Below are 13,524 nucleotides of genomic sequence, written 5' to 3' on the forward strand. Positions count from 1 at the left end.
ACGCGCCGCCGCCGCGGCGCGCCCGGTGCGGGGCTACGCGTATCCCGGCGGGGAGAAGGGCCGGGCCAGGGCGGCGGTCAGGCCGGACAGGGTCGGGGGGCACAGCCGGGCGGCCAGGTACCCGTCGGGGCGGACGAGGAAGGCCGTCGCCCGGTCCGTCACCCCGTACAGGCGGGCGAACTGGCCGAGCGTGTCGACGTACACCGGCGGGCCGCCGGCGTCGGGCCGGGCCTCGGCCGGGAGGATCACGCAGGTGTCGACCCGGTTGCGGCTGAGGTCGCGGGCGAGGTCGACGAGCTGGCCCGCGTCGTCGCCGTCCCGGTCGGTGTCCCCGTACAGCAGGAGCACGTACTCGCGGTCCCGCAGGACGTCGTAGAGCCGCAGCGGGTAGGTCGCGACGGGCGCGGCGAGGCCGGCGCAGTCCGGGGCCCGGTCGCCCGGCTGCGGGTCCGGTCCGGCGGTCTCCGGGTCCACCATGGGGCTGCCGCGGTAGCCGACGAGGAGCTGGGCCTCGCGCATCAGGGCCGAGCGGTCGCCCGGGTCGGCCTGGACGCCCCGGGCGGCGTGCCGGACGGTCCGGGCGACGACCTCCTCGCCCACCGGGCGCCGCTCGGCGTCGTAGCTGGCCGCGAGCACGCTGGAGTGCGTTCCGCCCTCGATCGCCAGGGCGAGCTTCCAGGCCAGGTTCCAGGCGTCCTGGATTCCGGTGTTCATGCCCTGGGCGCCGGTCGGCGGATGGATGTGCGCCGCGTCGCCGGCCACGAAGACCCGCCCGTCGCCGTAGCGGTCGACGATCCGGTGGCTGATGCGGAACACGGACGACCAGCGCAGGTCGGACGCGGTGACGGGACGCGGCGAGAGCCGGTCGAGGACCTTCTGGATGTCGGCCAGCCCGGGGCCCGTACTGCCGGAGAGGCCGTGCGCGACACCGTCGGAGGGCTCCGGCCGCCCCGACTCGGCGGACAGTTCGGGCGGCACCGTCATCGACATGCGGTACCGGCCCCGGCCCGGAAGCGGGATGCAGACGAGCAGGTCGTCCACGGCGCCCGCCTCGTCGCGGTGCGTGGCCCGTACGCCGTAGCCCGGGGGGAGGTCCCAGTCGACCCGCACGTCCCCGAGCATGTACTCCTCGGGGAAGGCGCTGCCCTCGAACGTCAGCCCCATCTGCTTGCGGACCGTGCTGTGCGCGCCGTCGCAGCCCACCAGGTAGTGCGCCCTGACCTCGTCCTCGGCCCCGGACGCCGACCGCAGCGCGACGGTCACGCCGTCGGTGTCCTGCTCGAACGACACCACCTCGGTGCCCCGTTCGACCCTCGTGCCGAACCGCTGGAGGAACTCGTCGAGCATGCGCTCGGTCTCGTACTGCGGGATCGCGGCGAATCCGTAGGGCACCTCGGGCGGCAGTGCGAGGTCGATGCGGGGCTGCTCGACCCCGTCGACGTACGACAGTTGCCCGTACATGGGGACGGCCGCCTCCAGGGCGGTGCGCGCGAGCCCGATGCGGTCCCAGATCTCCAGGGTGCGCGGCTGGATGCCCACGGCCTTGGCGTACGGGAGGCGGGCCGGGAGCGGATCGACGATGCGGCAGCGCACACCGCGCCGGCGCAGTTCCACGGCCGCGGTGAGGCCCACCGGCCCCGCGCCGGCGACGACGACATCGGTTACCGAGGTGTGCGCCACGGTGCCTCCCTGCGTTGGCCCCCGCCGCCGAGCAGATGCCCTTCCATCGTGGCCCCGGGGCGTCCGGCACCGCCACTCGTCAGCGGCGCGCCGGGTCCGCGCCGCCGCCCGGCACCGCCGAGCCCGGACGGGCCGGCGGTTCTCCGGCGGTGCGCGCCCGCCGGTCCTCGCCGGACCGCGTGGCCGCGCGGTGCGGGAGGCGGAGATGGTGTGCGGCGGTCCGCTCCAGGACCAGGAGCGCGGCGTCGTCCGCGGGCTCGGCGCCGACGTGCCGCACCAGGTCGTCGTGGATGTGGCGCACCAGGGCGTCGGGCCCGGAGGCGGAGAACGTCGCGAGCCGCTCGGCCAGCGGGTAGAAGGCTCCGCTCGGCGAGCGGGCCTCGATCACCCCGTCGGTGTACAGCAGCAACAGGTCCCCGGCCGCGAAGGTGAACGGGTCGCTGACCTGGCTCGCCGCGGGCAGCCCGCACATCCCCAGCGGCGGGGCGGGGTGCCGAGCGTGCAGGACGGTGACCTCCCGGCCGCGGAGCAGCAGGGGCGGGGGATGACCGCAGTTGAGCATGGCGGCCTCGGTCCCGTCGTCGGGGATGTCGAGCACGAGGGCCGTGACGAAGTGCTCACCGGGGTCGTCGTCGGTGTCGGCCACCTCGTCCAGGTCCCGGCACACGCTGACCTCCAGGGCGGCCGTCAGGTCGGGGAGCGTGGCACACCGGTGCGCGCCCTCGCGGAAGGCGCCGAGCACCACCGAGGCCTCGCCGATGGCGGCCAGTCCCTTGCCCCGGACGTCTCCGATGATCACGCGGGTGGACGCGGCGGCGGAGCGGGTCACGGCGAACAGGTCGCCGCCGATGCGGGTGTCGTCCTCGGCCGCGAGGTAGAGCCAGGCCGTGCGCAGCGGGCCGATCCGGTGCGCCGGCGGGCGCAGCAGCACCCGCTGGGCGGTCTCCGCCACCGATCTGGCCCGCTCCAGTTCCCGTGCCCGCCGCTCCCGGACGTGGCACACGAGGACCACCAGGGCGGTGAGCAGGATCAGCGCGAGGATCTGCGCCACGTGATTGGTGGTCGTCAGGCCGCCGTGCAACACGGCGATGACCACCTGGGCGGCCACCGCCAACACCCCGACCAGCGCCGTCGGCAGCGGGCCGGCGAGCGAGGCGGTGAGGGTGGGCGCGATGACCAGCAGGGGGCCCAGGTGGACGTCGGCGGGGGAGCGGACGTCGACCACCGTGATCACGATGATCAGCGCCAGCGGGATCGCCACCAGGCCGCGGCCCGACGGGTGCTCCACGAGGCGGCCCACTGACCTGCGTCGGTTGCCCACGGGGATCAGTCTGCCCTGGTTCGTCCGTCCATGGGGTGTCTGGCGGGCCGGGGGCGCCCTGTGTCCGGCGCGACGCCCGTCTCCGGCCGTGCGCCCGGTGGCCGGGAGGCCCGCGGCCACCGGGCCGCCGCGGTCAGTTCCACAGCGGGTAGGTGACCGTGCGGTCGAACCCCTGGGGGCGGCCGTCGGGGTAGACCAGCGTCATCCGGGTGTAGTGGCGCTGGTGCGGCTTCTTCTTCCAGGGCTGCGGGTGGTCCAGCTTCACCACCACGGGGTATGCGTGGAACCGGCCGGCCGCGCAGTACGGCTTGCAGTCGTTCACCATGTTGACGCCCTTGGCGGTCGCCGACGTCCCGTTCCAGTGCGACCAGTGCAGCGAGACGAGTCGGCTGTTCCCGTCGCCGCAGGCCAGGATGAAGTTCGTCGGGCGGACGTCCGGGTGCCACAGGCAGTCGACGAGAACGGGAGGGGCCTGCCGGGGCCGGGGAGCCGCGGCGGCCCGGGCGGGCTGCGGGGCCGCCGAGGCGGCACCTGTGGCGGCGGCGAGCGCCGCGGCCGCGCAGAGGATGAGGGCTGTTCTCGCTGTGCTGCTGCGCATAGGTGTGCTCCGTGCGGGAGGGACGGTGGTTCGGTCGCCGGCGGGTGGCCGCCGGGTTCCGTCTCTGCCACGACGCTACGGCCCCGATGTGTGATGCACCACTCATCCGGATGAACGACACCATTTCGTGAGAATCGCTCCGGAGGGCTTCACACCCGGCCATTTCGGCGGCCGTCGTCGTGGCGAGGCGGCCCGGGGCCCCATGGGACCGGTCCGACGATTCCCGCCCACCTCGCGCCGCCCGCACGCGCTCTCGCCGCACCGGGCGCAGAGCAGAGCCCCTCGGGCACGAGGCTCTCCGCCCGGCACGCCGAGAGCACGCGCCCCGGCGCCGCAGGGCCGCCCTCCGGGCGGCGCGACGACGGGAACGGTGGGACAGGCCCTGGCTAGAATCCGTCCGTGACGAACGGAGCCGCGCCGCAGCGGGGACGCCGGCCGGGCAGCCCGGACACCCGGGCGGCGATCCTGGACGTCGCGCGCCGCCGCTTCCTGGAGGACGGCTACCACGCGGTGACCCTGCGCTCCGTCGCCGGTGAGGCCGGCGTCGATCTCGCCCTGATCAGCTACTACTTCGGGTCGAAGAAGGGCCTTTTCGGCGCCGCCCTGGCGCTCGGCGCGAATCCGGCGGAACTGCTCGCCCAGGTCGCGCGGGACGGCGACCTGAGCACGTTCCCGGAGCGCGTCCTGCGCCAAGTCCTCGCCGTGTGGGACGACCCGGTCTCCGGACCGCCGCTCGTCGCCATGATGAAGAGCGCGATCGCCGACGAGGGCGTCGGGGATCTGGTCAGGGAGGCGGTCGAGCGGGAGATCGTCGAGCGGATCGCCGGGCTGGTACCCGGCCGGTACGCCCGGAGGCGGGCCGCCGCCTTCACCACGGTGATCGCCGGGCTCATCGCGGCGCGTCATCTGCTGCGGCTGGAGCCGATGGCGTCCATGGACGCCGACGAGGTGGTGCGTTTCGTGAGCCCGCAGCTGCGGCAGGCCCTGCGGGGGCCGGGCCGCCAGGAGGCCCGCCCCCGCCCGCCGAGGCCACCGGCCGTCCGCCCCTGACGCGCACCCGCCCGCCGTGACGCGGACGGCGCCCCGCCGCGTCGCCGCGAGGCGCCGGTCCGGGTGGTGCGCGTGCCCGGCGCGGGCACCCCGAGTGCTCAGCGGTAGGCGGGCTGCTCCGGCTGCCGGCCCGCCGCGGCCGGTCCCGCCGCCTCGGACTCGTCGTCGAACCGCCGCGCCGGCGGGGCGAAACGCAGCAGCACGGCCACGGCCACCGCCGCGAGCAGCGCGGCACCGGCGGCGCCCAGCAGGGCGACGTGCATGCCGTCGACGAACGCGGTCGTCGCGCGGTCCGCGACCGGGCCGCCCACGGTGTGGGCCGCGGCGAGGGAGGAACGGGCGGCCTCCGCCACGCGGTCCGGCAGGCCCGGCAGGCTCAGATGGTCACGGTAGGTGGCGCTGAGCAGGCTGCCGAGGACCGCGATGCCGAGGGCGCCGCCCAGTTCGCGTGCCAGGTCGTTCATCGCGGAGCCGACGTTCTGCAGCGAGCGCGGCAGGGCGTCGGTGATGGCCGTGGTGCCCGGCGTCATGGCCAGCCCCATCCCGGCGCCCAGCGGGACGAGACCGGACGCCACGAACCAGTACGGGCTGGACGCGTCGAGCCGGGAGAGCAGCCCCATCCCGGCGCCCACGGCGACGAGACCGGCCACCCAGGGGCCGCGCAGGCCGAACCGGGCCACCAGGTGCGGCGTCGCACGCGAGACCGGCACCATGGTCAGGGCCATCGGCAGCATCGCGGTCGCCGACATCAGGGCGCTGTCCCCGCGCACCAGTTGGAGGTACTGCATCATCACGAAGACGAAGCCGAAGAAGACGAAGAACTGAAGCATGATCGACAGCGAGCCCGCGGCGAAGTGGTGGTCGCGGAACAGCCGGGGGTCCAGCAGCGGGTTGGTACGGCGCAGTTCGAAGAGCACGAAGCCGGCCAGCACGACGAGGCCCAGCCCGATGCCGCCGAGCGTGGCCGGGTCGGCCCAGCCGCGGGTGGGTGCCTCGATGACCGAGTAGACCAGCGCGACCAGGCCGCCCACGGAGAGGAGGGCGCCGCCCACGTCGAGCCGGGGCTGCCGGGGCTCGGCGGACTCGGGCACGAACAGCAGGGTCCCGACGAGCGCGACCAGGGCCAGGGCCACGTTCAGCAGGAACACCGAGCGCCACGACCAGCCCTCCAGCAGGGCGCCGGTGGCGAACAGGCCGACCAGCGCAGCGGCGCCCGCCACCCCCGCCCAGACGCTGACCGCCCGCGTCCGCTGCGCCCCCGGGAACGTGCTGGTGATGGTGGACAGGGTGGCCGGCATGACCAGCGCGGCCCCCACGCCCAGCACCCCGCGCAGGGCGATCAGGGTCGCGGGGTCGGTCGTCAGGGACGCGGCGCCGGATCCGGCGCCGAAGATCGCCAGCCCCGCGAGAAGGGCCCGCCGGCGGCCGAAGCGGTCGCCGAGGGCGCCGGCCGGCAGGAGCAGCGAGGCGAAGACGAGGCTGTAGGAGTCGATGATCCAGGAGAGTTGCGTCTGCGTTGCGTGCGTCTCGCGGGCGAGATCGGGAAGGGCCACGTTCAGTGAGGCCATGGCGGCGACCACGGTGCCCAGGGCGAGGCACGTGACCACCAGGATCAGGTTGTGGCGTGCGGCCGGCGCTGAGCCGGCGGCTGGGGCGCGCAGAGAAGGCATGGGCTCTGTCCTTGGTCCGAGCGGCCCGGGCGGTTCCCGGTGCCTGGCATCAGACTCGGTGCCGGCGTCGTCCGTTTCCATGTCGATGAATTGCCCCGTCGCCGGTCGGGCGCCGATACGGCCTCGCGCCCGGGTGGCGGGATACGCGGTCGGAGCTATTGAATATGCAGTTCAGAGTGTTCCCGGCGAGTCTGCTGCGATCCTTCCGGGGGGTGGTCGACAGGGTCGGACGTCCCCGATCCGGGTGACGGGGCGCCTTCTGTTGAATTAACCGAAGCCCGGCGCGCGCGGTCCGGCGCGCGGTCCGGCCGGGCGGTTCAGGAGCCGTCGGGGAAGACCGTCTCCCTGGTCAGGAAGGCCAGCCGCGCCCGCTTCTCTGGGAGCCGTGCGGCCGGCAGGACGACCTCGGGCAGGACCACTTCGGGGCCGGGGGTGAATCCCTGTTCGCGCAGTCTGCCGATCGCCTTGAGATTGCGGACGTCGGGATCGGCCACGACCCGGCGCCGGTCCGGTCCCCGCAGTACGTACGAGGCGATCACCGCGGACAGCGCCGCCGTCCAGCCCCGCCGACCGCCGCGCGGGCCGGCCGGCGCGAGGAGCAGGTGGATGCCGATGTCCCCGGGGCGCACCTCGTAGCACGCGCCGACGCGGTCCGCCGCCGGATCGTAGGTCTGCAGCAGGGCCACGGGTTCGCCGTCCCTCTCCACCAGGTACGCGTGGTGGGTGGTGAGCCCGTCCAACTCGGCGTAGACGTCCGTGAGCTGTTGCAGCGTCAGATCGCCCATGCCCCAGAAGGCGGCGCGCTCCTCACGTACCCAGCCGTGGACGGTCGCGCAGTCCGCGGCGGGATCGAGGGGGCGGATCCGGAAGGTGCCGTGCCCCGGGACGTGCTCCTCGTGGACGCGGGGCCGGATGGGGGTGCGCGGATCGGACATCGGTCTCCTCGGGTGGGGCGGCCGTGACGGCCGGAGACCATTTCTATTAGGTTAGGCTCACCTAAGTAAAAGTGGTCGTTCCGGAGGGGAGAGAGTCGATGGGGCAGCGGCGCGGCTGGGAGGGTGCGGTCCTCAGACTGCTGGGGGCCAGGGACTTCGTCCTCACCGTGACGGACGCCGAGGACGTCACGCCGCGTTACCGGCGCCTGCGGGTCGACGACGGCGGTCTGCTCGCCGCCACGGGCATCCACCCGGCCATGTGGGTCCGCCTGTGGTTCGCCGACGACGGCCGCCCCCACCAGCGCGCCTACACCCTGGTCGACCCGGACCCCGCCACCGGCGCCTTCTCCCTGGAGTTCGCCCTGCACGAAGGGCGCGCGAGCGACTGGGCGCGGGCGGCCCGGCCCGGCGACACCGTCGAGGCCACGGTGCAGGGCACGGCGTTCGACGCACCCGTGCCCGCGCCGTCCCACGTGTACGCGGTCGTCGACCCGGCGGCGCTCCCCGCCCTCAACTCCCTTCTCGGCGCTCTGGGATCGGCACCCGCGACGATCTGGTTCGAGGGCGACCCCGCGGGGCTCCCGAGTTCCGCCGACCCGTCCCGGCACGAGATGCGCCCGGTGCCCCGCCGCGACGGCGGGGCCCACCTCGTGGAACGGGTGCGGGCCGAACTCCCCGCCCTGCTGGCCGGCGAGCGCGACCCCTACGTCTGGATCACCTGCGACACCACCGTCACCCGGACGCTCTCCTCCTACGTCCGCAAGGAGTTGCACGTGCCCCGCAAGCGGGTGCACGCCCTCGGCTACTGGCGTCCCGCCCCGGCTCCCGCCGCCGTCGGCGGGCCGTAGGAGCGGGACGGCCCCGGCCCGCGGCGGCGCAGGCAGGCCCGCGTGCGCGCCCGTGCGGGGCGGTCCGGAGGGGGAGCGGTCGGGGCGTGTCGCCAAAGTCCCCTCGTCCGCCCGCAGGGCGGGCCGCGCGGAATCGGGCGCGTGCTCTCGGCGTGCCGGACGGAAGTCCTCGTGGACGTACGGGACTTCAGCCCGGTGCGGCGAGCGTGCGCGGCAGGCTGTCGCGCGGTGGAGGGCGGATTCGGCCCCACACCCCGACCGGACCCGGTGGCCCGGCGGCCGGTCGTGCTCCGTGCGGCGGGCGCCGGAAGCGGCGCCCGCGGGCGTCCGCCGGGCCGGGCCGCGGCATCCCCGCCTCACCCCACAGGACGCGAGAAAAGTTCGCCGACCCGGTCGTGCACGATGTCCCACGCGGCGGACGGCAGCCGGCCGAACTCCCCGCTGCGCAGGGCGGCGAGCGAGCCGGGCGGGTCGGTCCGGCATTCGACGGCGGCGGTGAGCACCTCGTACCCGTCGCGGACCGCGACGCGCAGCAGGCGCCGGCCGCCGCCGACGGGGTGCAGGGCGGCGGCCACGACGAGCGGCGGCGCACCGCCCGCCGCGCCCTGCGCCTTGTGGTGACAACTCGCGAGGGGCGCCGTCCAGCGCAGCCCGAGCAGCAACGGGCGCTTGGCCAGGACCTCGGCGAGGTCGGTCTCGCGGACCCCTTCGGGCTCCAGGACCACCGCGCGGGCGTTCAGGACCAGGGCCGCCGGCAGCAGGCAGCGCAGCGAGCTGCCCACGAGATTGCCGCCGACGGTCGCCGCGCGGCGCACCGCCCCGGTCCCCACGGCGGCTGCGGCCCGGCACAGCGCCTCCGGCACCCGGTCGTCGACACGGCCCAGCACCACGGCGGCGCCCAGGGTCTCGGCGCCGACCGCGTTGGCCTCCGGGAGGTGGCGCAGCGACATCGCCAGAGCGGGGAAACCGTCCCGCAGCCAGCCGGCCCACACCAGAGTCGCGCCGCCGACCGGCACCGCCCCCTCGGCCAGGCACTCCTGTGCTTCGGACACGGACGTGGGCAGACGCAACAGCACGGCAGCCGACCTGCTTTCCTGGCGACGTCACGGCGGAACGGCGCCCCGGCCGGTGTCCCGGCCGCGGCGCCTCGGCAGACGCATCCTCGCCGCCCGACCGGGGGCGCGTACAGGGCTCATCCCGGCCTTCGGTGCGCCCCGGCCCCCGCAGACGGCGGGAGGCGCGGGACGCGGGCGGCTCACATGTTGATCATGTGGCCGGCCAGGCCGTGCACGGCCTCCTTCACCGCCTCGCCGAGCGTCGGGTGCCCGTGCACGTTGCGGGCGACCTCGTGCACCGTCAGGTCCCACTGCTGGGCGAGCGTCAGCTCCGGCAGCAGTTCCGTCGCTTCGGGGCCGATGATGTGGGCGCCGAGGAGTTCGCCGTGGCGCGCGTCCGAGAGGATCTTGACGAATCCCGCCGTCTCGCCGAGCCCGTGGGCCTTGCCGTTGGCGGTGAACGGGAACTTGGCGACCTGGACGTCGAAGCCCCGCTCACGGGCCTGGGCCTCGGTCCACCCGAAACTCGCGATCTGCGGCTGGCAGTAGGTCGCCCGCGGGATCATCGCGTAGTCGAGTTCCATGGTCTCGGCGTCCGCGATGGTCTCGGCCGCCACGACGCCCATCGCCTCGGCGGCGTGCGCGAGCATCAGCTTCGCCGTCACGTCGCCGATGGCGAAGATGTGCGGGACGTTGGTCCGGCCCCTGCCGTCGATGTCGATCGCCCCGCGCTCGGTCAGCTTCACGCCGGTGTTCTCCAGGCCGTAGCCCTCGACGCGGGGCCGGAACCCGATCGCCTGGAGCACCTTGCCCGCCTCCAGCGTCTGCCGCTGGCCCCCGGTGGTCACCATGACCTTCACGGCGTCCCCCGAGTCGTCGATCGCCTCGACCCGGGTGGACGTCAGCACGTTGATGCCGAGCCGCTTGTAGCGCCGGGCCAGTTCGGCGGAGACCTCCTCGTCCTCCAGGGGGACGATCCGGTCGAGGAACTCGACCAGGGTGACCTCGACGCCGTAGTTGTGGAGGACGTAGGCGAACTCCACGCCGATGGCGCCCGCCCCCGCGATGACGATGCTCTCCGGGAGCGTGTCCGACAGGATCTGCTCCTCGTAGGTCACCACCCGCTCGCTGAGCGAGGTGCCGGGGAGCAGCCGGGTGGTGGCGCCGGCCGCGATCACGCAGTGGTCGAAGGTGACCGTCTGCGAACCGCCGTCGGCGAGGGCCACCTGGAGGGTGTGGTCGTCGGAGAACGTGCCGCGCCCGTCGAACTGGGTGATCTTGTTCTTCTTCATCAGGTAGTGGACGCCCTTGACCCGGCCGTCCGCCACCTTGCGGCTGCGGGTGAACGCCTGGCCGTAGTCGAAGCTCACCTCGCCGTCCACGCGGATGCCGAAGGTCTTGGCCTCCCGCGTGAAGATGTGCGCCAGCTCCGCGTTGCGCAGCAGCGCCTTGGACGGGATGCACCCGACGTTCAGGCAGACACCGCCCCAGTACTTCTCCTCGACGACCGCCGTGCGCAGACCGAGCTGGGACGCCCGGATCGCCGCGACATATCCACCCGGGCCGGCGCCCAGGACCACCACGTCAAAGTGTGCGCTCATGGCAGTCAGCCTATGGGGTGTGGCCCGTCCCACGCCCGGTCGGCCGACCGGGCGGGCCCGCCCGTGGCCGGACACGCGCCGGGGCCGGACACGCGCCGGGGCCGGCTCCCCGGGAGGGAGCCGGCCCCGGCGGCCGTCGTCCGGGCCACCGTGTCCCGCACGGTGGCCCGCACCACGGACCGCTCGGCCGGACGGCGGCGTGCCCGTCCGGCACGGATGTCAGACCAGGTCGAACCGGTCCAGGTTCATGACCTTGTCCCACGCGGCGACGAAGTCCTCGACGAACTTCTCCTTCGCGTCGTCGCTCGCGTAGACCTCGGCGAGCGCGCGCAGCTCGGAGTTCGAGCCGAAGACCAGGTCGGCCCGCGTCCCGGTCCACTTGACCTGGCCGGTCGCGTCGTCGCGGCCCTCGAAGGTGGTGGCGTCCTCGGACGTGGCCGACCACGTCGTGCCCAGGTCGAGCAGGTTGACGAAGAAGTCGTTCGTCAGCCGGCCGGGGGTCTCGGTGAGGACGCCGTGCGTCGAACCTCCGTGGGTGGCGCCCAGCGCGCGCAGACCGCCGACGAGGACCGTCAGCTCCGGGGCGCTCAGCGTCAGCAGGTTCGCGCGGTCGAGCAGCAGGTACTCGGCCGGCAGGCGGTTGCCCTTGCCGAGGTAGTTGCGGAACCCGTCGGCGGACGGCTCCAGCGCGGCGAACGACTCCGCGTCGGTGTGCTCGTCCGTCGCGTCGACGCGGCCGGGGGTGAAGGGCACCACGACGTCGTGACCGGCGTCCTTGGCGGCCTTCTCGACGGCCGCGGAGCCGCCGAGGACGATCAGGTCGGCCAGCGAGACGTGCTTGCCGCCCGCGGTGAATTCGCGCTGGACGCCCTCCAGCGCGCGCAGCACGGAGGCCAGCCGGTCGGGGTCGTTGGCGGCCCAGCCGCGCTGCGGCTCCAGGCGGATGCGGGCGCCGTTGGCCCCGCCGCGCTTGTCGCTGCCGCGGAAGGTCGACGCCGACGCCCACGCGGTGAACACCAGGTCCGACACGGAAACACCGGAGTCGAGGATCTTGGCCTTGAGGGCCGTGACGTCCTCGGCGCCGATGGCCGGGCCCTCCGCCTCGGGCAGCGGGTCCTGCCACAGCAGCGTCTCCTGCGGCACCTCGGCCCCGAGGTAGAGCGACTTGGGGCCCATGTCGCGGTGGGTCAGCTTGTACCAGGCGCGCGCGAAGGCGTCGGCGAACTCCGCCGGGTTCTCGTGGAAGCGGCGCGCGATCGGCTCGTAGATCGGGTCGAAGCGCAGCGACAGGTCCGTGGTGAGCATCGAGGGGGCGATCTTCTTCGACGGGTCGTGCGCGGCCGGGACGGTGCCCTCGCCCGCGCCGTCCTTCGGCTTCCACTGGTTGGCCCCGGCGGGGCTCTGCGTCAGCTCCCACTCGTACCCGAAGAGGTTGTCGAAGAAGTTGTTGCTCCACTGCGTGGGCGTGGTGGTCCAGGTGACCTCCAGGCCGGAGGTGATGGCGTCCGCGCCCTTGCCGGTGCCGTAGGTGTTCTTCCAGCCGAGGCCCTGCGCCTCGATCGGGGCGGCCTCGGGGTCGGCGCCGACGTGGTCCGCCGGGCCCGCGCCGTGGGTCTTGCCGAAGGTGTGGCCGCCCGCGATCAGGGCGACCGTCTCCTCGTCGTTCATCGCCATGCGGCGGAACGTCTCGCGGATGTCGCGCGCCGCGGCGATCGGGTCCGGGTTGCCGTTGGGGCCCTCGGGGTTGACGTAGATCAGGCCCATCTGCACGGCGCCGAGGGGGTTCTCCAGCTCCCGGTCGCCCGTGTAGCGCTCGTCGCCGAGCCAGGTGGTCTCCGGGCCCCAGTACACGTCCTCCTCGGACTCCCAGACGTCCTCGCGGCCGCCGGCGAAGCCGAAGGTGTCGAAGCCCATCTGCTCCAGCGCGACGTTGCCCGTGAGGATCATGAGGTCGGCCCAGGAGAGGCTCTGGCCGTACTTCTTCTTCACCGGCCACAGCAGGCGGCGCGCCTTGTCCAGGTTGCCGTTGTCCGGCCAGCTGTTGAGCGGCGCGAAGCGCTGCTGGCCGGCGCCGGCCCCGCCGCGGCCGTCACTGATGCGGTAGGTGCCCGCACTGTGCCACGCCATCCGGATCATGAACGGGCCGTAGTTTCCGAAGTCGGCGGGCCACCAGTCCTGCGAGGTGGTGAGCACCTCGGCGATGTCCTGCTTCACGGCCGCCAGGTCCAGGGACCGGAAGGCGGCGGCGTAGTCGAACTCCTCGCCGAGCGGATTGGCCACGGCCGGGTTCTTGGCCAGGATCTTCAGGTTCAGCCGCTCCGGCCACCACTGGCGGTTGCCGCCGCCCTGGGTGGGGTGCGGGGCCCGCCCGTGCGCGACCGGGCAGCCGCCTCCGGCCTCCTGCGATTTCGGGTCGGTGACGATCGCGTCGTGGTTCTCAGACATGGGAATCCTTCCGGACGGGGCGGATCTCGGTGCTCGGGAACCGAGGGGGGTGAAGCGTCGGGTGCGCGGGCCAGGGGACACGGAGGAACCGTCCGCGGCACTGTCGGAGGGGCCGTCGCGGCCGGCCGGTCGCCGCCGGTGCGGCCCGAGCGCCGTGCGGCGCGCGGCCTGCCGCGCCTTCCAGGGTGGGCCGGCGGGGCCGGGTCGCCCCCGGGGGGGGGGCCCCCCCCCGCGGGGGGGGGCCCCCCGGGGCGCCCCCCCCCCGGGCCCCCCGCGGGGGGGGGCCGGCCCGGGGGGGGGGGGGCGCCCCCCCCCCCACCG

General features: G+C 74.4%; 10 protein-coding genes. 2 read left to right on the top strand and 8 right to left on the bottom strand.

Translation table 11 applies throughout. From position 1 onward, the window contains the following. Positions 1-33: 33 nt before the first annotated feature. The 3 genes from ACGFS9_RS01190 to ACGFS9_RS01200 form a co-directional block, all read right to left on the bottom strand. Entirely contained in the window at positions 34-1,680 is a 1,647-nt protein-coding gene (locus tag ACGFS9_RS01190; protein WP_393249519.1) for an FAD-dependent monooxygenase, read from the bottom strand. A gap of 79 nt (positions 1,681-1,759) precedes the next feature. Beyond that, on the bottom strand, positions 1,760-3,001 hold the full coding sequence (locus ACGFS9_RS01195) for a PP2C family protein-serine/threonine phosphatase (RefSeq protein WP_393249521.1): 1,242 nt from the start codon (positions 2,999-3,001) through the stop codon (positions 1,760-1,762). Between the two features lie 133 nt (positions 3,002-3,134). Then, positions 3,135-3,599 carry a hypothetical protein gene (locus ACGFS9_RS01200; protein ID WP_393249523.1) on the bottom strand — a complete coding sequence of 155 codons (465 nt, stop codon included), beginning with the start codon at positions 3,597-3,599 and terminating at the stop codon, positions 3,135-3,137. A gap of 399 nt (positions 3,600-3,998) precedes the next feature. Here ACGFS9_RS01200 and ACGFS9_RS01205 point away from each other — a divergent pair, with 399 nt between their 5' ends. Then, entirely contained in the window at positions 3,999-4,649 is a 651-nt protein-coding gene (locus ACGFS9_RS01205; RefSeq protein ID WP_393249525.1) for a TetR family transcriptional regulator, read from the top strand. A gap of 98 nt (positions 4,650-4,747) precedes the next feature. On the opposite strand, the gene ACGFS9_RS01210 is transcribed toward ACGFS9_RS01205, so the two are convergent. After that, positions 4,748-6,319 (bottom strand): MFS transporter, encoded by a 1,572-nt coding sequence (locus tag ACGFS9_RS01210; RefSeq protein ID WP_393249527.1) that lies wholly within the window; start codon positions 6,317-6,319, stop codon positions 4,748-4,750. 317 nt (positions 6,320-6,636) lie between these two features. Next, complete coding sequence (locus ACGFS9_RS01215) at positions 6,637-7,254, bottom strand: GNAT family N-acetyltransferase (protein WP_393249529.1); 618 nt, start codon at positions 7,252-7,254, stop codon at positions 6,637-6,639. Positions 7,255-7,352: 98 nt separating this feature from the next. On the opposite strand from ACGFS9_RS01215, the gene ACGFS9_RS01220 reads away from it, so the two are divergent. Then, positions 7,353-8,102 (top strand): siderophore-interacting protein, encoded by a 750-nt coding sequence (locus ACGFS9_RS01220; protein ID WP_393249531.1) that lies wholly within the window; start codon positions 7,353-7,355, stop codon positions 8,100-8,102. A 356-nt stretch (positions 8,103-8,458) separates the two neighbouring features. Here ACGFS9_RS01220 and ACGFS9_RS01225 read toward each other — a convergent pair whose 3' ends face one another. The 3 genes from ACGFS9_RS01225 to katG form a co-directional block, all read right to left on the bottom strand. Next, positions 8,459-9,178: an FAD binding domain-containing protein gene (locus ACGFS9_RS01225; protein ID WP_393249533.1), complete on the bottom strand. Its 720-nt coding sequence runs from the start codon at positions 9,176-9,178 to the stop codon at positions 8,459-8,461. 179 nt (positions 9,179-9,357) lie between these two features. Then, positions 9,358-10,758 carry a dihydrolipoyl dehydrogenase gene (lpdA, locus tag ACGFS9_RS01230; protein ID WP_393249535.1) on the bottom strand — a complete coding sequence of 467 codons (1,401 nt, stop codon included), beginning with the start codon at positions 10,756-10,758 and terminating at the stop codon, positions 9,358-9,360. Between the two features lie 219 nt (positions 10,759-10,977). Then, on the bottom strand, positions 10,978-13,203 hold the full coding sequence (gene katG, locus ACGFS9_RS01235) for a catalase/peroxidase HPI (RefSeq protein ID WP_393249537.1): 2,226 nt from the start codon (positions 13,201-13,203) through the stop codon (positions 10,978-10,980). Positions 13,204-13,524 lie beyond the last annotated feature (321 nt).

It is taken from the genome of Streptomyces sp. NPDC048566 (assembly GCF_043199735.1).
Classification (GTDB): Bacteria; Actinomycetota; Actinomycetes; order Streptomycetales; family Streptomycetaceae; genus Streptomyces.